The organism is Winogradskyella bathintestinalis (assembly GCF_030407435.1).
Lineage (GTDB): Bacteria > Bacteroidota > Bacteroidia > Flavobacteriales > Flavobacteriaceae > Winogradskyella > Winogradskyella bathintestinalis.
Map to the genome: position 1 here is coordinate 311013 of NZ_JASDDK010000001.1, position 25700 is coordinate 336712.

At 37.7% G+C, this 25700-nt stretch carries 20 protein-coding genes and 1 tRNA gene; all 21 read right to left on the minus strand.

Going from position 1 to position 25700, the window contains the following annotated elements:
- Positions 1-108 precede the first annotated feature (108 nt).
- Positions 109-2067, minus strand: coding sequence for a heavy metal translocating P-type ATPase (locus QMA06_RS01180; protein WP_076547101.1), 1959 nt, complete (start codon positions 2065-2067; stop codon positions 109-111).
- Between the two features lie 33 nt (positions 2068-2100).
- The gene (locus QMA06_RS01185) at positions 2101-2643 is read right to left on the minus strand and encodes a hypothetical protein (protein WP_027126741.1); all 543 of its coding nucleotides are present in this window, start codon (positions 2641-2643) and stop codon (positions 2101-2103) included.
- Positions 2644-3102: 459 nt separating this feature from the next.
- The gene (locus QMA06_RS01190) at positions 3103-3462 is read right to left on the minus strand and encodes a SpoIIAA family protein (protein WP_027126742.1); all 360 of its coding nucleotides are present in this window, start codon (positions 3460-3462) and stop codon (positions 3103-3105) included.
- Between the two features lie 23 nt (positions 3463-3485).
- The gene (locus QMA06_RS01195; RefSeq protein WP_164674149.1) at positions 3486-3662 is read right to left on the minus strand and encodes a hypothetical protein; all 177 of its coding nucleotides are present in this window, start codon (positions 3660-3662) and stop codon (positions 3486-3488) included.
- Between the two features lie 9 nt (positions 3663-3671).
- Complete coding sequence (locus QMA06_RS01200) at positions 3672-4988, minus strand: APC family permease (protein ID WP_194850231.1); 1317 nt, start codon at positions 4986-4988, stop codon at positions 3672-3674.
- An 84-nt stretch (positions 4989-5072) separates the two neighbouring features.
- Complete coding sequence (locus QMA06_RS01205; RefSeq protein ID WP_092132089.1) at positions 5073-5507, minus strand: Fur family transcriptional regulator; 435 nt, start codon at positions 5505-5507, stop codon at positions 5073-5075.
- Between the two features lie 37 nt (positions 5508-5544).
- Positions 5545-8073 (minus strand): heavy metal translocating P-type ATPase, encoded by a 2529-nt coding sequence (locus tag QMA06_RS01210; RefSeq protein ID WP_027126744.1) that lies wholly within the window; start codon positions 8071-8073, stop codon positions 5545-5547.
- On the minus strand, positions 8070-8432 hold the full coding sequence (locus tag QMA06_RS01215; RefSeq protein ID WP_027126745.1) for a SpoIIAA family protein: 363 nt from the start codon (positions 8430-8432) through the stop codon (positions 8070-8072). The genes QMA06_RS01210 and QMA06_RS01215 overlap by 4 nt, the downstream gene beginning before the upstream one ends.
- Before the next feature lie 44 nt (positions 8433-8476).
- Complete coding sequence (locus tag QMA06_RS01220) at positions 8477-8899, minus strand: Fur family transcriptional regulator (protein ID WP_027126746.1); 423 nt, start codon at positions 8897-8899, stop codon at positions 8477-8479.
- A 15-nt stretch (positions 8900-8914) separates the two neighbouring features.
- A complete protein-coding gene (locus QMA06_RS01225; RefSeq protein WP_027126747.1) occupies positions 8915-9253 on the minus strand; it encodes a P-II family nitrogen regulator in 339 nt (112 codons plus the stop codon).
- Positions 9254-9361: 108 nt separating this feature from the next.
- Entirely contained in the window at positions 9362-10621 is a 1260-nt protein-coding gene (locus QMA06_RS01230) for an efflux RND transporter periplasmic adaptor subunit (RefSeq protein WP_027126748.1), read from the minus strand.
- A 16-nt stretch (positions 10622-10637) separates the two neighbouring features.
- The gene (locus tag QMA06_RS01235) at positions 10638-15053 is read right to left on the minus strand and encodes a CusA/CzcA family heavy metal efflux RND transporter (RefSeq protein WP_290205037.1); all 4416 of its coding nucleotides are present in this window, start codon (positions 15051-15053) and stop codon (positions 10638-10640) included.
- 118 nt (positions 15054-15171) lie between these two features.
- Complete coding sequence (locus QMA06_RS01240) at positions 15172-15504, minus strand: hypothetical protein (protein WP_290205038.1); 333 nt, start codon at positions 15502-15504, stop codon at positions 15172-15174.
- A 157-nt stretch (positions 15505-15661) separates the two neighbouring features.
- Complete coding sequence (locus tag QMA06_RS01245; protein ID WP_179004449.1) at positions 15662-15976, minus strand: hypothetical protein; 315 nt, start codon at positions 15974-15976, stop codon at positions 15662-15664.
- Between the two features lie 20 nt (positions 15977-15996).
- Positions 15997-16902 (minus strand): hypothetical protein, encoded by a 906-nt coding sequence (locus QMA06_RS01250; protein ID WP_076547110.1) that lies wholly within the window; start codon positions 16900-16902, stop codon positions 15997-15999.
- A 99-nt stretch (positions 16903-17001) separates the two neighbouring features.
- Entirely contained in the window at positions 17002-18222 is a 1221-nt protein-coding gene (locus QMA06_RS01255; protein ID WP_076547111.1) for a site-specific integrase, read from the minus strand.
- A 230-nt stretch (positions 18223-18452) separates the two neighbouring features.
- Positions 18453-18526, minus strand: a tRNA-Asp gene (locus QMA06_RS01260).
- Between the two features lie 236 nt (positions 18527-18762).
- The gene (locus tag QMA06_RS01265; protein WP_290205747.1) at positions 18763-19692 is read right to left on the minus strand and encodes a DUF58 domain-containing protein; all 930 of its coding nucleotides are present in this window, start codon (positions 19690-19692) and stop codon (positions 18763-18765) included.
- 225 nt (positions 19693-19917) lie between these two features.
- Complete coding sequence (gene trxA / locus QMA06_RS01270; RefSeq protein ID WP_290205039.1) at positions 19918-20235, minus strand: thioredoxin; 318 nt, start codon at positions 20233-20235, stop codon at positions 19918-19920.
- 308 nt (positions 20236-20543) lie between these two features.
- Complete coding sequence (gene dnaE, locus QMA06_RS01275) at positions 20544-24929, minus strand: DNA polymerase III subunit alpha (RefSeq protein WP_290205040.1); 4386 nt, start codon at positions 24927-24929, stop codon at positions 20544-20546.
- A 225-nt stretch (positions 24930-25154) separates the two neighbouring features.
- Positions 25155-25604 carry a ferritin-like domain-containing protein gene (locus QMA06_RS01280; RefSeq protein WP_290205041.1) on the minus strand — a complete coding sequence of 150 codons (450 nt, stop codon included), beginning with the start codon at positions 25602-25604 and terminating at the stop codon, positions 25155-25157.
- Between the last annotated feature and the right edge of the window lie 96 nt (positions 25605-25700).

Genomic DNA, 25700 nt, shown 5'->3' on the forward strand with positions numbered 1-25700 from the left:
TATCATAAGAATACCTTTGACCTTATCTCTTTTTGTGATGTCGGTATTCGATGATTTCCGATTTTTTTTGTTTCTTCTATTTCTTCTTTTTTGAGACATTCTTTTATACTATTTCCAATTCATCTTCTGTAATCGAACCGCATTCAGAATGGCTAACAAGGCCACGCCTACATCGGCAAAAACTGCTTCCCACATCGTTGCCAGACCACCTGCGCCCAAAACCAAAACCACTGCTTTTACACCAAAGGCCAACCCAATATTCTGCCAAACGATGCGTCTTGTAGAACGTCCTATTTTTATGGCTCTAGCTATTTTACTTGGTTGGTCTGTTTGGATGATTACATCTGCGGTCTCTATCGCCACATCGCTGCCCAAACCACCCATTGCAATGCCAACATCGCTCGCTGCCAAAACCGGTGCATCGTTGATGCCATCGCCTATAAAGGCTACTTTAGTATTAAATTGTTTTTTCAAATGCTCAACTTCGTTGAGCTTATCTTCTGGTAACAAACCGCCTTTTGCAGTATCAATACCCATTTCTTTTGCCACTTGTTGGGTTATGGAATCCTTATCGCCGGAAAGCATTATGATTTTGGAAATTCCAGATTCTCTAATTTGTTTGATGGCTTCGTGGGCATCTTCTTTCAATTCGTCTGCAATGATGACATAGCCAGCGAATTTACCATCAATGGAAACCATTACGATGGATTCTACAATGTTGTCGGTTTCAGATGGAACTTCGATATTATTTGAAGTCATCAATGCTTTGTTGCCTACCAAGACCGTTTTGCCATTTACTTTGCCTTTTAATCCTTTACCCGCGACTTCGGTTACTTCTTTTGCCTGAAAATCTTCGCCATCGGCTTTATATTCCATTATGGCCTTGGCAATGGGATGGGTGGATTGTTCTTCCATTGCCATTAGGTATTTCATAAATTCGGGTTCATCCCAATCAATGGTTTTTATTTCCTTGATTTTGAAAACACCTTTGGTCACGGTTCCGGTTTTGTCCATTACCACTGTGGTTATCCTTGTCATTTCATCTAAAAAAGATGCTCCCTTAAAGAGAATTCCATTTTTTGAAGCTGCTCCCAATCCACCAAAATAACCCAACGGAATAGAGATAACCAAGGCACACGGACAGGAAATTACCAAGAATATCAATGCTCTATATAACCAATCGTTAAACACATAATCATCCACAAAAAAGTAGGGCAAAAATGTTAATCCAATCGCCAAGAATACCACAATAGGTGTATAGATTCTTGCAAATTTTCTAATGAACAATTCGGTTTTTGATTTACGAGCCGTGGCATTCTGGACCATATCAAGGATTCGGGCAATGGAACTGTCTTTAAATTCCTTGGTGGTTTCGATTTCAATAACGCCATCAAGGTTGATGCTTCCTGCAAATACTTTTTCTCCTTTTGCAATGGTGTCAGGTTTGCTTTCGCCCGTTAATGCTGCGGTATTGAACGAGCCTTTTTCGGACAATAAAATACCATCCAAAGGAATTTTTTCGCCCACACGGACTTGCACTTTTTCGCCAATAGCAACGATTTCGGGATTTACAGAAACATAATTGTTGTTCCTATAGACCAAGGCTTCATTAGGTCTTACATCTAGTAATGCCTTGATGCTTCTCTTGGCTCTTTTAACGGCGGCACTTTGGAACAATTCGCCTACCGCATAAAACAACATTACTGCCACACCTTCGGGATATTCGCCAATGGCGAATGCACCTATGGTTGCGATGGACATCAATAAAAACTCGGTAAAGAAATCGCCATTTTTGATGCTGTTCCAACCTTCCTTTATCACAGGAAAACCTACTGGAAGATATGCGACTGCATACCAGACAATACGTATCCAATCTTTAAAAAAAGCTACGTCAAAATAATCCATCGCAATACCAATAATCAGCATTACAAAGCTGAAAATTGCTGGTACATAAATTTTAAATTTCCCTATACTTTCCGGACTGCTATGGTTGTGGCCATCATTGCGCTTGTGATTATCGGATGAAGTTTTATTTAAATCTCTTAAATTCAGTTTCTTTTTTTTCATTTATATCAATTATAATTTTATTTAAATTCACAGTCATTCCAATCTCAACACCAATTGGGCAAACTGCACCTCTATGGTATCATCGATACCCTCTATTAAGGAATCCAAACCAGTATTTGAAACCAATAATTGTCCGGTTGCACTTATCAGGCAGGACATACTTACTCCTTGTTCTATATGGGTAATGGTTGCTTTAAATTGTGATTTAAAGGATTTCCCTTGATAAGTAACATCTATCAGCCAATTAAAGTTGATAGGGTCGTGCCGTTTTGATAAAAAATCCTGTGATGGAATAGTGCCAGTAAACCGAAGTATTAAAGGGTCTTCCCGCTGTTCTAAAAGGGCATTGATTTTAGGACTATATGTTGATAAAGTCTTAAGGTCGAGTACACCATTGACCACTTTGGAATCATAATCAAGATATAGTGCCAATTTATGGCTTTCTGCCTTGATGGGTTTATCATCAACCAAAGTCATCATCATAATATGACCTTCTTCAGTTGTATAAACTTTTTGGGCATTTACCTTATAATAACTAACCAACAAGATTATTAAAAAACAATGTTTAATATTCATAATGCGCATCTTTACTTGTATAATTTAAAAAAGCAGCTTCTACTTTTGCTTTTAATACTATTAATCATTTTGCTTTAAAAAGCATCATAAAAGCTGCCTGCTATTAATTAAGTTTTCACTTAACTTATTTAAATAAAAAATTTCGCTCATTCCTATAACGATTTACCGCTACTTGTTATCTATATCCTTTTCTCGTTTACCGAAATAATAAATTAGCGCAACACTTGCACCTAATAAGCCAAACAGAGTGTTCTCAAAAATTTGATTCCCATTGATATTTAAAATTTCAATGAAATTATTTATTAAATATTGCCATCAATTGATTTCGTAATTCTGGCTGCTAAACGTGAAAATTGTTATCCCAAAAGGTTGAAGGATAAAAACACCTATGGCAAACCCAATTAAAATGGTAATAAGAATGCTTTTTTTATTCATCGTCTGTCTTTTACGGAAGTAAGCTTACTGGCTCTCAATCCAATTTTTGGCATCTTCCTTTTGGTCTATATTGAAATACTTAATATCGGCATTGGTAAAAGGCTTCATAAATTGGGTTATCCAATTCTGCCATTTTTTATCTCCTACCATTGCTATTTTTTCATAGTCCGTGGCGTGGGCTGTGTCCATTTTTAGGTCTTCCCATAAACCAGGTAAATCCCAACCTGTAAAGTTGACCATCTCAAAATACCACCGGACTTTCATTCCTTTGTCCAGTATGGCGTGGATAAGTGGATGGATTTTTTCTATATCTTCTTTTCTCAATTTGCCCGAAGCTTTTGTTGCAACAATATTTTTTTCTTTTAATTCGATTATCTGTAACATTTTATATAGTTTTTAATTAATAATTATCCTTCTAAATCGTAAAACCATTCTTCCGCCCTTATGATGCCTTCTGATAAAGCTTCTTTTGCTGAAATATCTTTTTTTTCAATTAGTTCTTTTGCTATGGACAGGGCTTTTTCTCGTACAATAGGATTTAAGGTATCTAGGTCAGTTTTAAAATCTTCAAACATCCAGTCCATAGCTTCATTTTAATGGTTAAAAAGTTCCTTTTCTTTTTCAGGGTCTATTTCATCTTTTGACTTTTTGTCCAAAAAATAATCAAGCACAATACCCACGATAACAGCACCTACGAACGCTGAATAAACCTGCCAATTAAATTGGATTATCAATGATAGACTTATAAGTATCGCCAAAATGGGTAAAATCGGCACTCGTCCTATAGCCAAAGGAACTTTAAATGGTCGTTCTTGCTCTGGTGCTTTAAACCGAAGCACGATAAGTGCGACATTTACGGCAACAAAAACAAGTAAAGCGCCTAAAGAAGACATACCTGCTACAATCTTAATATCGCCCAACAATAAAAATCCCGCAACTGCTGCCATAACTACAATAGTAGTAACCCACGGTACTTTCTGTGCATTTACTTTAGTCATAAATTTTGGAAGTTCGCCCACGCTTGCCATTCCGAATAATAACCTACTTATGGAAATGATACCGCTAAACGCAGCATTGGCTGTAGCAAATAATGCTGCAACTGCTAAAACTACTGGTAGCCAAGAGTTAAGATTCGATGCTGCCAAGGACAATGGCGAATCTACCTTTGAAATAGCTAAAGGGTCAGCTATGTTAAGTACCGTAAAAGAAATGAGTAAATAAAAGATAGTGGTAATTACCATTGTCAGCAAAAAGGCACGAGGAATTGTTTTTCCTGGATTTTTAACTTCTGAACCCAAAGATGCCATATGTTCAAAGCCAGTATAGACAAAAAACAAAGTTGCCGTAGCCGCAAGTGTTCCAGAGAATGAGTTGATTTGAAAAATTTCAGCTTTTGGCAGGCCTGTTTCTTTAAGGCCTATAAAGATAAGAATGAGCAAACCTAACAATTGAATACTGACCATTATAATATTAGCAGTAGATGATTTCTTGATTCCTGTAACACTTATCAGGGCAAGCAGCAGCAGTACACCATAGCTTATCAATAATCCCGGTACTTCAAAAAAGGTATTGAAATATCCCGAAAATGCCAATAGTACGGCTGCAATTGTTGCCGAACTATGGAAGGCAACGGTCCAACCCGTAAGAAAGGAAGGAATGTCGATTTTTGGAAATGCTTTCCTTACAAATATAAATTCTGCGCCTGCATTGGGGTAGGTAGATGATAATTCTGCATAAGACATTGCAGAAATACTGGCTGCAACTGCCGCAAAAATAAAGCTCAACCAAATATCGGTTCCTGCCTGTCCAGCTGCCGCGCCAATCACGGTATAGATTCCTGCGCCCACAATTGTGCCAACACCATAAAACGTAAGTCGAAGCGTACCCAAGGATTTTTTTAGTTCTACCATAATATTTTTTAAGTTAGAGAAGGTGGAAGAAACCTGAACCTGACCATTGGGCGCAAGGGTTCAGAGTTCTGGAACTCCCACCTGTTATTTTTGCCTGCATTTTTCACATATTCCCTTTAATACCAGATTCACATCGCTCACTTCATAATCGTCTGGCAAGCTTTCTTCCGATATCTTATTCGGTAAACAGATTGTTCTCCTACAATCGGTGCAATGAAAGTGCATATGTAAATCTATACCATATTTAACTTTGGCGTTTTCATCAGAAATCGCATATTTTGCCACTCCGACCCCATCATTAATCTGATGAATTAGCCTTTTATCCTCAAAAATTTTGAGGTTGCGATAAAAGGTAGTTCTGTTTGCTGTTTTATTGGTTTCGCTCTTTTGAACAAAAGCCTTTTTCAAATCGGAAAAGGACACGGCACTTTGTTTCCTTTTCAGGAACTTGTATATCTTCGACCTCATTTTAGTAGGGCGAATACCGTGATATGATAATATTTTTTCCGTTTTGGTCATTTTAACCTTGATTCAAAAGCAACCCTTTTTATTAAATTTATTTCTTATAAGCCAAAAGCCTTAACGCATTAAAAACCACAAGTAATGTTGAGCCTTCGTGGATGACCACTGCAATACCGATATTGGCCCAACCCATAATGGTCGATGGGATAAGCAATGCCACAATACCGAGGCTGACCCAAAGGTTTTGCTTGATAATGGCCTTTGCCTTCCTGCTCAAACCTATGGCAAAGGGCAGTGTTTCCAGTTTATCAGCCATTAGGGCAATGTCCGCAGTTTCCAAGGCCACATCACTGCCCGCTGCACCCATTGCGATACCTACGGTGCTGTTTGCCATTGCAGGGGCATCGTTCACACCGTCGCCTACCATTGCGACTTTGGATTCCTGTTCTTTTAATTTTTTAATGGCATTTACTTTTTCCTCTGGCAACAGGCTTCCCCAGGCATCGGTCAACCCAATTTCTTTAGCAACGGCATCGGCAACCTTTTGATTATCCCCGGTTAGCATTATCATCCGCTTGATACCGATTTCCTTTAATTTTTTCAGTGTTTCCTTGGCCGCTTCCCGTGGGGTGTCCATCAGGGCGATGATACCTATATATTCTTTGTTCCTTCTTATGAGCATCGTAGTATTTCCACCACCTTCAAGTTCTTTTACTTTATTCGATATATCTTCGGATGGTTTTGCTTCATCGAGGTCTTCGTACAAGTCAAGGTTTCCAATATAGATTTTATCCTTGCCCAAAGAAGCTTTGATACCTTTTCCGAGAACTGCTTCCAAATCTGACGCATCGATAATATCAGTACCTTTCAGACGCTCTTTCCCATCCCTTACGACGGCTTTGGCCAAAGGGTGGTCGCTCAAGTTTTCAACGGCAACGGCTATCTTTAACAGTTCATTTTCTTCAATATCCCCCAATGGTACTACTTCGGTAAGTTTGGGCTTGCCTTCGGTAAGCGTGCCTGTTTTATCAAAAGCCAAAGCGGTCAATTCGCCCAAATCTTCCAGCGGTCTCCCACCTTTAATGAGTACACCACCACGCGCTGCTCGCGCCACACCGCTCAATACGGCACTTGGTGTTGAAATGGCCAGAGCACAGGGACTTGCAGCTACCAATACCGCCATTGCACGGTAAAAGCTGGCACTAAACGGTTCATCAATGACCAGAAAGGCAAAGAGCAAGACACCAACCAATATCAGTACGGATGGCACAAAGTATTTTTCAAACTTATCGGTCAACAGCTGTGTGGGGGACTTTTGGGTCTGCGCCTCGTTGACCAGTTTAACCAATCGGGACAGGGTAGAGTCTTTGGCTTCTTTGATTACCTTAATTTCCAACATACTATTACCGTTGATAGTTCCAGCAAACACACGGTTTTCATCCTTGATATCATCGTCTGCCGAATAGTTTCTGTCCTTATCTTCCACAGGGATTTTGTCCACAGGTACACTTTCCCCAGTAATTGGTGCTTGGTTTACACTACTTTTTCCGTTGACCACGACGCCATCTGCGGATATTTTACTATTGGGCTTGACCACTATAATATCGCCAATACTCAATTTCTCAATCCCAACTTCTACAGTCTTACCATCTTTTTTAAGCAAGGCTGTTTTTGGTGCAAGGTCTGCAAGCGCGGCAATGCTTTTTCTTGCTTTGTTCATTGCGTAATGTTCCAAGGCGTGCCCAAGGCTAAATAAAAACAACAACAGTGCACCTTCTGCCCATTCTCCCAGAATGGCGGCACCAATGGCAGCGACCAGCATTAAAAAATCAATTTCAAAACCACCCTTGGCCACAGTTTGAACCGCTTCCTTGGCCGTAAAGAAACCACCGAAAAAGTACGCGCCAATGTACAAAGTAAGACTGACCCAATCCGGGATGGATTCCACATAAGAAAGCCCGAAACCTATCCCGAGAAGTGCCCCACAGATAATGGAAAAAATAAGCTCCGTATTTTTACCGAAAACCCCACCGTGGGCGTGCTCTTCTCCTTCCTCGTGGGTCTCGCCCTCCTTGTGCTCGTGGCCCTCTGTGGAAGTTTGCTCTTTAGTATCTTCCTTCTTTGAACGTTCCTGTTTTTTTTTGGATGCTTCGGTGTAATTATTTTCGTTTGAAGAACTCCGCTTAACCTGAAGGTCTTCCTTTTCAATCTGTTTACTTATTTCATCAAAATTTGTTTGCTTTTTATCAAACTCAAGGCGCACCATTCCAGAGGCCGAAACGGAAGCCTCCAAAACCCCATTGATTGCCAAAAGACTTTTCTCTATGGAACGTGCCTGTCTTGTATGTCTGATTCCTTTAACCTCAATGAGCAAATGCCCGTATTTTTCGGTAATTTCAGCACCAGTCCGTTCGGCGAGGGATTGAATGCGGTCTATAGAAATGATATCGGGGTCATAATGAAAACAGAGCTGTGGTGTGTCATCTTCCTTTGTATCGGCAACGTGTACTTTTTCGATGCCCTCTTTAGCCTGTAATTCTTTTATAAGCCGCTCAACACAAGTATCTTTTTCGTTTGGAACTTGCGGAAGGATAACTGGAATTTTTAGTTGTATTTTTTTCATTTTTTACTATTTTTTTTTATCCATTCTTTGGCATCGTCTTTTTCTTCTGGCTTATAAAATTTTATATGAGCTTCTGAAAAAGGAAGCAATGCCTCGGTAAATTGCTCCTGCCATTTAACGCTACCCACTAAAGCAACACGCTTTAAATGCGTTTCATTCGGAAGATTTAATTCAATGCCCTTCCAATAGGCACTTACCGTCCAGCCTTCAAAATTTTGCATTTCAATGTACCAGGAAACTTCCTGATATGCAGTTATATGTTCTGTTAAGACCGGTATCAAGTTTTCATAATCCTTGGCATCCAGCTTATTCTCTGCCACCATATATACAGTAGCCTCTTTTTTATAGATTGTTATCATTGCTCACTATTTATAAATGATAATTGAATTTAAAAACCAAACGTTTAATCCAGATTGTCGCTGCATTTTTCGCAAATGCCCTTTACCACCAAGTTGATATCCTCGGTAATATAGCCATCAGGTAAGTTGATATGAGGGATTTTATGCTCTGTTAAACAGACAGTTTCATTACAATTGTTGCAATGAAAGTGTAAATGAAGGTCGTTGCCGACCTCGCACTCACAATTTTCTTCGCAAAGGGCGTATTTTATAACACCTGTCCCATCCTCAATTTGATGCACAATACCTTTTTCTTCAAACGCTTTCATAGTCCTAAATAGGGTGCTTCTTTCACTGACCTTAAAATCCTTTTCCAAATCGCCAAGACTGATGGCTACCTTTAATTCCACCAAACGTTTATAAGTCATTAGGCGCATAGCCGTAGGTCGTATCCCTTTGCTTTCAAGTAGTTGGACTATTTTTTCCATTTGCAACAAAGTGTTTTATAGGTCGTACCGTTTTAAGGAATCTCCAGATTTAATCTGAAAGGCATCTTCAATATTTGCTATATAAATAATACCATCTCCAGGTCCGTCGGTTTTGGCGTTGGCTATAATTGTTTCAATGGCCACTTGGGCTTCCTCATTTTGGCAGACCAGTTCCAACTTAACCACTGGACTATCTGTCACGTGAAAATCCAACGACGGTCTTGCACCTTTTGACTTAAAGGCGCCAGTTCCTTCTGCTTGTGAAAGGGTCATACTTTTAAATCCATTATCTGATAGTGCTTCAATGACTCTTTGGATTCGGTTCGGTTTTATAAATGCTTTTATTTCCTTCATATTATGAATATTTTAAATCAATTTTGAACCGAGCCTGTTTTCTAATTTTTAACTAACTAATTAAGACGATAAACAAACCCGGAATCAAAATCTTTGATTATTATTGAATTAATGTCCGTGTTCCAGTTCGCCTTTAACCATTTCCGAAGAGAGATTATAAGCTCCGTTTATGACAACTTTGGCGTCCTTTGAAACTTCGGCAGGCAGATTGACTTCAACAAAGCCTAAATCAGTAATACCAACCGTTACGGGTATCATTTTAAATTTCATTTTGTTCGCTTCCATTTCTCCATCTTCATCCAGAATAAAAATAAAGGATTGCTCGCCTTCTTTTATAACGGCGGCTTCCGGTACGGCGAAACCTTTTTTCTCACCTTGCACTATTCGCCCTTCCACGTACATACCCGGCAATAGGTTTTTATCCTCGTTTTCAATATCTGCCAGAACTTCCAAAGCTTTTGGGTCGGTGTTAAATGTTTTACCCACAGACCGAACGGTTGCTTTAAGCAGTTCATCTGGACGAGAGGCCGTAGAAAAATATATCTGTTGTCCTTTCTTGATTTGCTTTATGTCCTTCTCATATATTTTGAAGTTGACATAAATCTTTGAATTATCGCTTATTGAGAACATTTTGGATTGTTGCGCCACGTAATCGCCAAGGCTAATCATTACTTCATCCACATAGCCACTTATGGGTGTGGTAATGGGAACAGCGGAATATATTTGGCCTTCAGCCACTTTGTCCGGATTAATGCCCAACAGTCTCAATTGGGACCGCAAACCATTGACGCTGGATGTTGTGGAACGAAATTTTGACTGCGCCATCTGAAATTCCTTTCCAGAAGAAACACCTTTGTCATAAAGAGTCTGCTTGCGCTCAAAATCCTGTTTCAAAAAGACCAGTTCGTCATTTTTTTCCTGATATTCCTGTTGCATTGCAATGATATCTGGGTGTTCTATATATGCCAATACCTGTCCTTTACTTACATTATCTCCAGGTATTACTTTTATGGAACTCACATTTCCACCAACAAACGGACTGATATTCGCCTTATCCTGTGGGAAAAGTTCCAGCGTACCTGTTACCTTAATGTTGTTCCCTAAATTCCGTTCCTCCAAAGATTTCATTTCCAAACCGATGGTTTCAGCTTGTTGCTTTGTAAGTTCTACAACGCCTTCTTCCTCGCTGTGACCACCTTCTTCCTCTCCTTCAACGTGGCCTTCTTCGCCGTGTGCATCTTCTCCAACTTCATTGGTCTTTGATACACCTTCGGCTTCATTATGTCCAAGTTCAGATTTTTGGGCATCATTACAACTCATAAACATAAGTGTAAATAATACGGTACTAACTAATAGTATATTCTTCATTTCTCTTTTTTTAAGGTTATAAATTGCCCAATTGATATTGCATATCAATGGTCTGCTGGTTATACTGATTGATGTATTGTAAATGGTTTTGTTTAATACGGATGGCACTATTAAGAATGGTGATATAATTGACGTAATCTATTTCGCCTTCTTTAGAAGCCAACTGCGCTGTGGTAATTTGTTCTTCTGCCAACAATAGTGCGCCTTCTTCGTAATATTGCAAAATCTTCTTTGTTTTTTCGAGTGATTTGGTCAATTGTGAAACACGACTTTCTGTAACCGCTTTTTGCTCCAAATATTGATTCTCTGCTACCATTGCGTCTGCCTTGGCTGCCTTAACCCTTGACTTCTGCGGAAAAAACCATAACGGAATACTAATACCTGCCTGATAGGTATTAAACCCTGAAACATCATCCACAACCTGCCTGCCATATGATAAACTGAATTTCGGTAGGAATTGCGATTTTTCAACGCCCACATTTGCTTTACTTACTTCGGCATTTTGCAAGGCATATTGCAACATTGGGTTATTGGCAACCGAAGTTGAATCCAATGTCGCCATAAAATCCAATGGCTCGTAAAAACCATCTACCGTCTCGATGGTTTCATCCGTTCCCAAATATTGTTTTAAGGCACGTTTGGCAATTTCAATATCATCAAAAGCTTGTTGCCTCAACACTTGAATCTGTTGAAATTCGGAAGAGGCTGAAATAAATTCCAACTTGCCTGTTTCTCCAGTGTCATACCGAAGTTGGGCAGCGGACTTAAAATTGGCATAAATACTGTCCAATTGGTCTGCAAAACGCAACTGTGCCTTGTAATAATTAATTTGGTCATAGGCTTGCATCACATTGCGCACCAACTGTTGTTCACTGGCCACATAAAACTTTTCTCCCAAGGCAATGCGCTCTTTATAAAACTTCGATTTTGAAAATCCTGAAAGCAAATCGATATTGCCCTGTTGCACGCCAACGGTTGTTTGCACTCCAGGAAGATTATTGCCATATTCTTCTTTGCCCGTGAAAACTTGTGTGCTACCAAGGTCAAAACTCGTTCCCTTTAGTGCCTTTTCCCGTTCAATAAATGCCTGACTTTCCTTAAGCGATGGATAATTCTGTTTTGCCATAGCAATGGCCTCATCTACAGTCAAGGTTTTTGGCATTGTTCCATTTTGATTGGTGTCTTGGGCAAAAGCAGTTCTAGAAGCCATCAAACCGCCAACCATCAATAATACGGTTACAATGTTCGTTGATTTGTTGACATAGCTTACACCTCCATCGTTATTGTTTCGTTCCTTTCTCGATTCAAGCCAATAATAAAGAATAGGAATAACCACCAAGGTCAGAAATGTTGCCGTAAGCATTCCTCCAATGACTACTGTCGCCAAGGGCCGCTGTACTTCGGCACCACCAGAGGTAGAAATCGCCATTGGGATAAAGCCCATAATTGTTGTAATGGCTGTTAATAAAATTGGACGTAAACGTTCGTGCGTAGCTTCATATATACGTTTTTTTAAATCTGTCATTCCACTGTCTTTTAATTCATTGAACTTATTTATGAGTATGAGTCCGTTTAATACGGCAACTCCGAAGAGCACGATAAATCCGACTCCCGCGGAAATACTGAAAGGCATTCCACGAATCAACAAAACGAAAACGCCACCAATGGCCGCCAAAGGCACTGCCATATAGATCATCAAGGCTTGTGTAACTGAATTCAAAGCAAAGTAAAGCAGAACAAATATTGTTAATAGAACGATTGGGACTACAATCATCAATCGGTCTGATGCTCGTTGTAGGTTTTCAAATGATCCGCCGTAGGTTACAAAATAACCTGGTGGCAGTTTAACATCCGTTTCCAATTTTTGTTGAATTTCCTCGACCATCGATTTTACATCGCGCCCACGAACATTCACGCCCACGGAAGTACGACGAGAGGTATTGTCTCTTGAAATCTGCATTGGTCCGGGTTTATAGCTGATATCTGCCACCTCCTTTAATGGTACTTGTGCACCGTTTGGCAGGTCTATATAAAGGTTTTTTAAGCTATTGATGTCTTGTCGATATTCCTCTGCCAAACGAATGACCACATCGAACCGTTTTTCCCCTTCAAAAATGACTCCTGCCTGTTCTCCTGAAAATGAAGCACTTACATAATCATTCAGCTTATCAACGGTTACACCGTATTGTGCCATTTTCGCACGGTTATATACCACCGTCATTTGTGGCAAACCACTTGTAGCCTCCACATTAATGTCAGCCGCTCCGGGAACGGTCCTAATTACTGCCGCGATTTCCTGTATCTTGTCTGCCAAAACGTCCAAATCTTCTCCGTACAATTTGATGGCCACGTCTTCACGGACACCAGTCAGCAATTCATTAAAACGAAGTTCTACAGGTTGTGTAAACACAAAATTTACGCCGGGAACTACTGAAATTTTTTCTTGAATCTTTTCTATGAGTTCTTCTTTACTATCTGCGGATGTCCATTTACTCTTGTCCTTTTCAAGAATAATATAACTATCGGCAATATCCATAGGCATTGGGTCTGTTGGTATTTCAGCCACACCAATCCTTGAAACTACTGTTTTTACTTCCGGAAACTCATTGATTAAATTCTGAAGTTTCTCTGAGGCCTCAATAGATTCTGAAAGACTGCTCCCTGGTTTTATCAATGCTTGAAATGCAATATCGCCTTCATCAAATTTAGGGACAAATTCTGCTCCCATATTGCTAAAAATAAATCCTGCAATCAAAAGCAAGGCAACCGCGCCTATAACCACACCTGCCCGAAAGCGAAGTGCAAAATTTAATATAGGCAGATAGATACGATTCAGAACCCCCATAATTTTATCACTGAACCTATCAATCTTGTTTTCAAATTTGGCAAACCAACTATTTTGATTTTTAGCAGGTTTTAAAAATAATGATGACATCATTGGTACGTAGGTAAGGCAAAGAATAATTGCCCCTAAAACGGCAAAACCAAATGTAAATGCCATTGGTCGAAACATTTTCCCTTCCACACCGGTCAAAAACAGAATAGGTGTAAAAACTATAAGAACAATTAGTTGACCGAAGAAGGCAGAATTCATCATTTTACTTGAAGAGTCATAGGCGATTTCATCCATTTCAGCTTGGTTAATGGCGGTTGTGGATTTTTTCATCCGTTGATGAATGTGGAAAACCGCTCCTTCCACGATAATCACCGCACCATCTACAATAATCCCAAAATCGATCGCACCCAAGGACATTAAATTTGCCCAAATGCCAAATTGTTTCATCAAAATAAATGCAAATAATAGGCATAAAGGGATTATCGACGCTGCTATCAAGCCACCACGGAAGCTTCCTAAAAGCAAGACCAAAACAAATATGACAATAAGGGCACCTTCTATTAGATTTGTTTTAACGGTACTTGTGGTTGCCTCAATAAGTTCACTTCGACTTAAAAAAGCATCAATATAAACGCCTTCCGGCAGGGATTTTTGAATTTCTACAATACGCTTTTCCACATTTTCGATCACGTCGCCTGGGCTTTCGCCTTTCAGCATTAAAATTTGTCCGCCCACAGATTCGTGTCCATCTTGGGTAAAAGCGCCATAGCGTACTTGGCTGCCATATCCAACCTTTTCAGCGACATCCCGTATTAAAACGGGACTACCGTTTTGAGTAGTTACAACTGTGTTTTCCAAATCGGCGATACTTCGGGCCAAGCCTTCGCCACGGATAAAATTGGCTTGGTTATTTTTTTCTATATAGGCACCTCCAGTATTGGCATTGTTCACTTTAAGGGCTTCAAAGACCTGGTTCATTGTAATACCGAAACTTTTTAGCTTATTGGGGTTTATGGCTACTTCATATTGCTTCACAAATCCTCCAAAAGCATTTACCTCGACGACTCCTGGAACTAATGCCATTTGGCGTTTTACAATCCAATCTTGGATGGTACGAAGCTCCATTGCATCGTATTTATCTTCGTAGCCTTCCTTTACTTTTAGGCTGTATTGGTAGATTTCGCCCAAACCTGTGGTAATTGGGGCCATAAATGGCGTGCCGAAGCCTTCGGGGATTTCTCCGGCAACTTCGGTTAATTTCTCTTGCACTAATTGCCGGGGAAGATATGTGCCTGCCTCGTCCTCAAATACGATAGTAACAACTGACAATCCAAAACGAGACACCGAACGCAGCTCGATAACGTCTGGTAGATTTGCCATTGCCAATTCTACCGGATAAGTAACAAATTGTTCAATGTCTTCAGTACCTAAATTTGGGGCAACTGTAATAACCTGTACTTGGTTGTTGGTAATATCGGGTACAGAACCCAGATTTATAGTGGCCATAGACCAAATGCCCGTACCTACAAGTGCCACTATAAAGAGCCCAATAATAAACTTGTTATTAATGGAAAATGAAATGATTTTGTTAATCATAGAAAAAGTATTAATTCAGTTTAAACATCGCAATGCAAAGAAATGCAATGCGTTTATGATGCGATACTTACTTTGAAAAGCATCACGGTAGGATATAGCTATCCTAAAAAAAACTGAATTATACTTTAGGGGGTTGGAAAAGCGATTCCAGATATCTGGAAGTGAAGTTTACTTTATGTAAGTTAAACTGTTTTTTCTCTTCAAACTTTAGTCGATTGGTTAAAACCGAATTGTTGTTCGCAATAATTAATACTAAAGGGTGACAACATTGATGATGGGAATGGACTGGTGTATTCTCCTTATCTGGGTTATTATGATGCCCTTCATTTTTTGCATCATTGTCAATGTAATCTTCAACTACATATTCAAGGAAAGAGTCTCCATAAACTTTATGGTCTTGATAATGGGTAATAATGCTTGAAATTTCTTTAATTGGTCCACAAAAGTCCATATCAATGCTAATTCCCTGAAAAAAGAATAAAATTGACATTGATATGGAAAAGAATATTTTCATAAAGTTTGACAAAGATACAAATTAATCGATGCACAGGCTGTGCAAAGATTAATCAGCAGTATGAAATCAGAAATTAATCACACTATTTAATGTATCATCTGCCTCTTTGTGGATGAAGTTTGTTTGATAGCGTATGGTTGTTGTGAAAGAAAAATGTCAATATAATTTTTACAGCATTTGAATAGGAATTTGTAATAGGCTCTTTAACACCGCAATGAAATATTACAGAATTGGATGTGTGAAATAGGTTTTCAAATAACATTCTTGGGTAATCGTCATTGTCCATAAGCCAATTCACGGTCTCATCTTCACTCTCAAAAGTTCGTGTTACACTATCATCTGGCTCAAGATTATTTACGAAGAAGGAAACTGTAGATTTACCATAGATACGTTGTTTATCTGAAAACACGTATTGCGTAACCTCATAAATTAAAATGGCAATACTTGACTTGTAAATTCTTTGAATATTTCGCTCGCTAATGCCTTATCAAATGCCTTGGCTGTTACTAAATCGCCAAGTTTCGATTTTAATAATTGACCAAATGACTTTTTGCTCAAATGCGGAATGTCATCGCGAAGCTCATCGAACTCGTCGAAAATAATTTGCTGTCCAAAACCTAAACCTTCAATTTTCGAGAGAACCTGTTTTATAAGTTCTTTCAGTTCCTCATCGGAATTACTAATTTTGGAATAGTCCGTTGTCTGGGCTTTTCTTGATTGCTCAATGGCATATTTACCTTCCAATTTCAGTTTGGCATTTACATTCCTGCCATTCATACATTCAATAAATCCTCGGTTTTCAAGCATTCTTCCATAGTCCCAATCTTCGCCACGACCGTTTAATTTAATTCCATTGCCTTCAAGAATCCAGTTAATAGAATGGTATTTACCATCTTTATAAAGGTCATATAGTTTTGAAAGTATTAGTTCGAGTATGCCTTCGGTGTCAAGATTTTGACGTTCATTCAAATCAATTTCATCTGGCCTTACAATTGCATCTGAAATGAATAACATTTTCAAGTAGTAGTCAAGCCCGTTGATTTCATCTTTTAGGGCTTGAATTTCATTTTTAATTTTTTGGTCAGTCCCTAATTTAAAGCCAGTATTATATCCTCTTTGAGCTTTAAACTCATTTGCAAAATTTCTGTTTTCTGGTTCAAAAGATGCTCGAACATAGCTAACAACAGTATTTTCCCAAGATTGTTTTTCTTCCTTAAAATTATTAAATTCATCTTCTGTTTTTGAAGACCTATATTTATCGACAATTGCATTTCCAGTAGATACAAACCCATCGATTTCTTCTTTAAAATCTTCCCATTTTACCTTTATAATCATACACACTATTTTAGTCTGTAAAGGTAGTGGAATGAAAATGCAAACTGTTAAAATCTCAATTGAAGATTTCAACAGTTAGTAAATGCTTATAAAATTTCATCAACCAATTTTTGATTTGAGAAGCGCCATATCATCACTCACTTTCCTCTCAACGACCCTTGCATAGATTTGTGTTGTGGATAGTTTGGTATGCCCTAATAATTTAGATACTGTCTCTATTGGAACACCATTGCTTAAAGTTACTGTGGTAGCAAAAGTATGGCGCGCCATATGAAAAGTCAGGTTTTTTTTGATACCACATAGGTCAGCGATTTCCTTTAAATAACTGTTCAATTTCTGATTAGATAACTTGGGCAAAAGATTGGATGTGTCATTGGTTCTATAATGGTCTTTGTATTTATCTATTAAGATTGCAGCTTTGGGTAATAGTGGAATTTTGAATGGTGCACCTGTTTTTACTCTTTCGGCCATTATCCAAGGACTACCATCTATACCCATTACAATATTATCTTCATTTAATTGTACAATGTCAACATAAGAAATACCGGTGTAACAACTAAAAACAAATAAATCTTTCACAACCATAAGACGCTCTATGGAAGAAGACAAATCTTCAATACTTAATAATTCAAAATCTGTAAGGAAACCACGTTCTTTCTTTTCAATTTTCATTTTAAAATTGACAAACGGGTCTCTTTCAATCCATTTCATCCGATAGGCAAGAGTAACCATTCTGCGTAAACGCTTAATATGCTTCATTGCGGTATTATTGCCAATTTTAGATTGTCCGCTTTTAGGTACATACGACCGAAGAAAATCTTCAAAGCCCACGATAAAACCATATTCAAGATTGAAAAGTGGGATGTCTGTCAGTTTGTATTCCTTTAGAATATATTCCATCATATAACGTTGACTGGTCTTATATTGACCCATCGTATTCCTATGCAACTTATGTTGCATCTTTTCATTGTAGTAATCAACAAGGTTTTGAAAGGAAAAACGTGTTTTATCTTCGCCTAAAAATTTGGCTTTGACCATTTGGGAAGTGAAAGGCACTTCATCCCTCTTGAAATCTTCGTAAATCCTATATACTTTTGATTGTACTTCGTTCAAGTAAAGATTGAGAATACGGGAATCCTTATCGGTCCCACTTGCTCTTTGTAGTTTTTCATCCCAAGTAGAAATATTGATTTTCTTCTTGAGACTAATGTTGACACGTTTACCGTTTAAGGTAACCCGAATGTAGATATTTGCTTTGTTGTTTACAGCACGTTTTCCGTACACCCAAAACAATATTGAAAATGTTGATGAAGTTCGCATAATTGTCGTCTTTAATGATTAAACATTTAGTGAGACGAAAGTCAAATCAACTATACTAACACCAGTAAGTTACGTCAATCTGTCAACATAATCGCAGATAAAAAAATATGTTGACGATTTGTGACCTTTTAGATGCAAATGATATGAAATTATATGATTGCCCTAAAAACATAAAACCTTGCAAATCATAAGATTTACAAGGTTTTGAGGAAATTTGATTTCCCATTTAGCGGTCTGGACGGGACTCGAACCCGCGACCTTCGCCGTGACAGGGCGACATTCTAACCAACTGAACTACCAGACCGTTGCTTAATTGCGAGGGCAAATATACACTGCATTTTTAATTTAGCAAACAAAAAACCAAAAAAATATTGATTTAATGTAACTTTTAATTTTTGAACAAATATTGCAGCCTATTTAAAATTAAAAAAAACAATCGTCTCTTACTTAATCCAAACTATAATAGTCTGCCTAACAATGTTTTAAAGCCTAAAAGTATACAAAGCTAAAATGTGGAATAAAAAAAGTACTAATAAAGAATTAAACAAATTTTTGACGTTCTATCATATAAGTTGTCAATATGCTATTAAATCCCGCTGAAATATCAGCCTCCACATATTTAATTCGATACTGTCCGCACTTAATTTTTAAATCAGTAAAGTAATCTTTTACCGCCTTTTCGTAATTGACCTTTACGTTATGAGCATACAAATTAATATAATCACCCGTTTCAACATCTATAAAACGTTTTGGTCTATTGTCAAAATCAAAAGTAAGTTCCTTGGCTTTATCGAACACATGAAATAAAACCACTTCGTGCTTATTATGTTTTAAATGTCGTAATGCTTCAAACAATTTTTCGTCATCCTCGGAAGTCTGAAACATATCTGTAAAAACAAAAATTAAAGAACGACGATGGATTTTTTCTGCAATTTGGTGTAAATACTTATATGTTTCTGTCGTTTTCGTATCGGGTTTAGAAATCACCGTTTCATTCAATTTATGAATCAACATTTGGTGATGACGCTCACTGCCTTTTTCAGGAGAGTAAAAATCGTAATTATCACTGTAAACACTCAGCCCCACAGCATCACGTTGTTTTTTAAGAATATGCATTAGAGACGCACTCGCTAATGCCGAAAAAGCAATTTTATTAAGGTTGTCTATAGAAGTGCCCGCCGATTCTGGATAATGCATGGAACTACTATTGTCTAATATAATATGACAACGCAAATTCGTTTCCTCATCATAACGTTTGGTATATAAGCGATCTGTTTTAGCATATAATTTCCAATCAATATGTTTGGTGCTTTCACCTTGATTGTAAATTTTATGTTCCGCAAATTCCGCCGAAAACCCATGAAACGGACTTTTATGCATTCCTGCTATAAAGCCTTCCACAACTTGCTTCGCTAATAATTCAAGGTTTTTAAAACCTCCCGCTTTATTTAATTCTTGTTGTATATTCATCTCATCTATCGCTGTAGCGACATCTTCCATAGAGTAAAATTGAAATCTTTACCTAGTCTTAACATAATCTGAGTGCATTCAGCACAAGAAACAAACTTTAATGGGATATTATATCTATAATATACTCCACTAATAAATTTGGACTTCTTTGTCCAAACTAAAAAAGGTTCACCAAATTGGCAAACCTTTTATCATTTCTTTTAGAAACTTAATTTTTTCGTGCGACTATAAAAGTGCATCAATAGCGTCTGAATACGCATTTTTTGGAGCAACACCAACTTGGCGACCAACAACCTCACCGTTCTGAAAAATCAAAACTGTAGGTATGTTTCTCACACCATATTTAGCAGCAAATTCTTGGTTGGCATCAACATCAAGTTTACCAACTACAGCTTTACCTTCGTATTCCGTGCTGATTTCGTCAATGATTGGTCCTACCATACGGCAAGGTCCGCACCATGCAGCCCAAAAATCTACCATTACTGGTTTATCACTCTTTAATACTTTTTCTTCAAATGTCGCATCTGTTATTTCTAATGCCATAATATTTATATTTTAAATGTATTCTACTTCAGTTAACACAAATTTAGTCAAAAATTTTGCCAAACCTTACATGGACTGTATTTGTTTTGGTAATAGCTTTATAGTTGCGCTAAATATTTAACACTATGGACGCTACTCCGAAAGCTTAACAAATAACTGTTTGCTAAATCAATTAAGAAAAACATATTATCAAACCTTTTATCCTCTGAAATAAGCCCTCAACATTATTTCATTGCGAGCTCATAAACCCTCTATTGATAATCAATTAATTCCTCGAAAAATTTGTTATACTTTATTACGTTGATTTATTAATTCAACTTATAAACAACATCATTTTCCTTCAATGAATTCAACAATTCTTGAGAAATCTTAATCTTATTTTTTCTGCTAGGCATTTGAACCTTAATTTTTTCAGCATTATCATACACTATAAAATTTAAGGTTTGATTGCCCTCGTGAAACGTTATTAGATCATGTAAGATACTAATGGTATCTTGTTGCAAATCTCTAATGTTAAGTTGTATAGACAGCTTTTTTGCGTAAGTATCCATAACATCGTGCAACAATTGAAAACTATTAAATTGTATTCTCGGATCGCCTTTTTTACCTGTGTCTCTGTTTACCCAACCTTCGCGAACAAAGGCACGAACATAGACAAAAGAATTAATGACAAAAAAGTGTCTAAACTTTAAATAATCTTCGCCGAATATTCGAAACTCAAAACTATCGGTATAATCTTCAATTGTGAAAATTGCCCAACCTTTACCTTGTTTACTAACGCGATGTTGTACGTCTGTGACCACACCTCCAAAGGTGACTTCTTTATTTACAATCGTTTCTAAATTATTAAAGTGAGCAACAACGCCATTACAAAAGGTTTTCATTTCAATAGAAAAATCATCGAGCGGATGACCAGAAATATAAATTCCAACGACTTCTCGCTCACGCGATAACTTTTCCATGGTCCCCCAATCTTCACATGGCGGAACTATTGGCTCTGCAATCTGCACATCACTCGCTTCACCGAATAAACTTACCTGAGCCGAATTTTCATTTTCTTGATGTTTTGCACCATATTTTACAGCTTTTTCTAGAAAGGTAATGCCATCACCGTCATGAGCAAAATACTGTGCGCGGTGTGTGTCTGGCCAACAATCAAATCCGCCAGCATTAGCTAATCCTTCAAAAGCTTTTTTATTAGCAGCTCGCAAATCTATACGTTTTGCCAAATCGAAAATAGATTTATAGTTCCCATCTTCTTTCCTATTATCTACAATAGTTTGGACGGCACCATGACCTACTCCCTTTATCGCTCCCATGCCAAAACGTACCGCATTATCTTTATTCACAGAAAACTTATAAAAACTCTCATTGACACTAGGTCCTAAAACTGGTAATCGCATCCGTTTACACTCTTCCATAAAGAAGGTTACGGATTTTATGTCATTCATGTTATTCGATAAAACCGCTGCCATATATTCCGCAGGATAATGCGCTTTTAAATACGCCGTTTGGTATGCAATCCAGGCATAACAGGTTGAGTGCGATTTGTTAAAGGCGTAACTCGCAAAGGCTTCCCAATCTTTCCAGATTTTTTCGAGTTTTTTAGCGTCTAATCCTTTAGCACTTGCCTGCTCAATGAATTTTGGTTTCATTTTATCTAAAACCGCAATCTGCTTTTTACCCATCGCTTTTCTCAAAACATCGGCTTCACCTTTGGTAAAATCTGCTAATTTTTGAGATAACAACATTACTTGCTCTTGGTAAACCGTAATTCCGTAGGTTTCCTTGAGGTATTCTTCCATTTCTGGTAAATCGTACACAATCTCTTCGTCACCATGTTTACGCGCAATAAAACTTGGAATATATTCCATTGGACCTGGTCGATACAAGGCATTCATAGCAATTAAATCATCGAAAACCGTAGGCTTAAGATTCTTCATGTGTTTTTGCATGCCTGGTGATTCATATTGAAACACACCTACCGTTTCTCCACGTTGGAATAACTCGTAAGTTTTCTCATCATCTAGCGGGAAACTATCTGGATCGAGATCGACATTGTGCTTAGCTTTAACAATTTTTACCGTGTCCTTAATTAAAGTCAAGGTCTTTAATCCCAAGAAATCCATCTTCAACAATCCGGCACTTTCGACCACAGAGTTGTCAAATTGTGTGACGTATAAATCGGAATCCTTAGCTAAGGAAACAGGAACGTAATTGGTAATATCTCCTGGCGTAATAATAACTCCACAAGCATGAATTCCAGTATTTCTTACCGAACCTTCCAAAATTCTAGCTTGGTTGATGGTTTCGGCTTGCAAATCATCACCATCAGAGATATTTAAAAGCTCATTAATTTTCTCTAAATCTTCAGCTCTAAATTTCTTGGCCAATTCTTTTTCATCTAACCCGAAAATCTTTCCGAGCTTAGACATCAATGGAATTAATTTGGCAATATGGTCGGCTTCATTTAATGGCAAATCCAACACTCTGGCGGTATCCCTAATTGAGGATTTTGCAGCCATAGTTCCGTAAGTAATAATCTGAGCTACTTGGTTAGCACCGTATTTTTCTATCACATAATCCATTACTCGACCACGACCTTCATCATCAAAATCGATATCGATATCTGGCATACTTACACGATCTGGATTTAGGAAACGCTCAAAAAGTAAATCGTACTTAATGGGATCAATATTGGTAATCCACAAACAGTAGGCGACCACCGAACCAGCGGCCGAACCACGCCCAGGACCAACCGAAACATCCATGTTTCGGGCTTCGCGAATAAAATCCTCAACAATTAAGAAATATCCTGGATAGCCCGTGTTTTCGATAACGCTCAACTCAAAATCAAGACGTTCCTTTATTTCTGGTGTAATTTCGCCATATCGGATTTCCGCTCCTTTATAAGTTAAATGTTTTAGAAAGGCATTTTCACCTCGTTTGCCCCCATCGGCCTCGTCTTCTTCAAATTTGAATTCGTCCGGAATATCGAAAGCAGGTAACAATACATCTCTAGCCAACTCATAAGGTTCAATTTTATCAATGACTTCTTGAATATTCACAATTGCTTCAGGAACATCCCGAAACAAAGCCTTCATTTCTTCCGAAGACTTAAAGTAGTATTCCTGATTTGGTAAACCATAACGATAACCACGACCACGACCAATTGGTGTCGCTTGTTTTTCACCATCTTTTACACACAATAAAATATCGTGAGCATTCGCGTTTTCTTGATCGACGTAATACGTATTGTTAGTGGCAACTAATTTAACATCGTGCTTTTTAGAAAACTGAATCAATACGGGATTCACACGATTTTCATCTTCTTGATTGTGACGCATTAACTCTAAATACAAATCATCACCAAATGTATCCTTCCACCACAACAGAGCTTCTTCTGCTTGATTTTCTCCTACATTCAACACTTTGCTTGGCACTTCTCCATAAAGATTTCCTGTAAGACAGATTAAATCTTCTTTATACTGTTCAATAAGTTTTTTATCAATTCTTGGAACATAATAAAAGCCATCTGTAAAGGCCGCAGACGATAATTTTGCCAAATTGTGATAGCCGTTTTTGTTTTTGGCCATTAACACAATTTGGTAACCGTTGTCTTTTCTGGTTTTGTCCGCGTGATTTTCACACACAAAAAATTCGCAACCAATAATTGGCTTTATGATTTTACCCTTCTTCTCCAAGCCAGCTTCTTCCGCTTGCTTATGTTGTGCCTTTACACCCTTGTTATGATTGGATACTGCACTTACAAAATGAAACGCCCCCATCATATTACCATGATCGGTCATTGCAACAGCAGGCATGTTTTCTCTTGCTGCTGCAGAGACCAAATCCTTTACACTTATGGTCGATTGAAGAATAGAATATTGAGAATGATTATGCAAATGCGCAAAATCGACATCCTTTATTTGTGAAGCCGCTTCTTTATCAACAACAACTGGTGTGACTTTGGCTTGTTCTTTTTGTAAGCGTGCATTGATTTTAGCACTCTCCTTTTTTAAGTTGATGTGTTTTAAACCAATCAGTTGAATTTCAGCAGGATTTTCTTGTGTGAAATTTTCAAAATAATCTGGCTGAACATCGAGTTGTTCTTTGGTGTATTGCTTACGTCTTATTAATTCTAAAAAACAACGTGTGGTTGCTTCGACATCGGCGGTAGCATTGTGTGCTTCGGCAAATGGTTGGTTAAATAAATACTCGTGCAATTCTGTTAAAGTTGGCAATTTAAACTTTCCATAACGTCCGCCAGGCAACTTACATAATTCTGCAGTATGCTCTGTACAAGTATCTAAAACAGGTAATTTTTGTAGTGGATTTGTAACGTCTTCGCGCACAAATTCGGCTCCCATAATATTTAGATCGAACTTTACATTTTGTCCGACAACGAATTTAGTTTTTGATAAGGCAATGTTGAATTTTTCTAAAACTTCCGAAAGGGGTATACCTTGTTCTTGGGCCAATTCGGTAGAAATACCATGGATTTTCTCCGCATCATAAGGAATATTAAAACCCTCTGGTTGCACCAAATAATCTTGATGATCAATACAATTTCCCATGTCATCATGTAATTGCCATGCAATTTGAATACATCTCGGCCAATTATCGGTATCGGTAATAGGTGCATCCCAACGTTTTGGTAATCCTGTAGTTTCGGTGTCGAATATTAAATACATAAATAAGGGCCTTAGCTGTCATTTTGAGCTCAGTCGAGAAATCCTTCTTATCTTAACAAAATAAGACATTTCGACGGTGCTGAATGTGAGAGTTTATTATAAAAAAATTAGCGTATAAAATTACGGAGAATTTGCACTTCTTTAAAATGAATTGGCAATGAGTTTTGAACATAAAAAAGCCAGCCTAAGAAGACTGACTTTTTTAATTTAATATAACTACGATAATTAGGATACTAATTCTTCGTGTACTTTTTCGGTATTAATTGCGGATTGTATTGCTGTTTTATGTTTTAATAATAACGAATCAATACTTGGTGGCATATTACGTTCTTTGAGTAATTCGTTATATTCTTCTAAACTTGCCTCTTCGCCGTTAATAGCTTCCTCTAAAACCATCTCTTCATTATTAGAAGAAAATGTAGCTTTCAAACTGGTCCAGTTTCTGTGCATTGTACCTTTAAAACTTCCTGAATCTTCAGGAATCTCACCATATTGTAGAATTTCAGTTCTCAATTCCTTGGCGAATTCACTTCGTTCTGAAGCTCTTCTTTTAAAATACATTTTTAACTTATCACTGTCTACATTTTCAATAGCATTGAGATAGCCTTTTTCAGCATCGTAATTTTTGATTAATAGCTCGTTTAATTTATTTGATATTTCTTCTGAATACTTCATTATATCTTTTGCATTTATGTTTTCAATATATTCTTTTAAGTTGTCTATTGTTTTACAACCATTATCAATATATAAGAGAAGTTAGGGATACTCGAA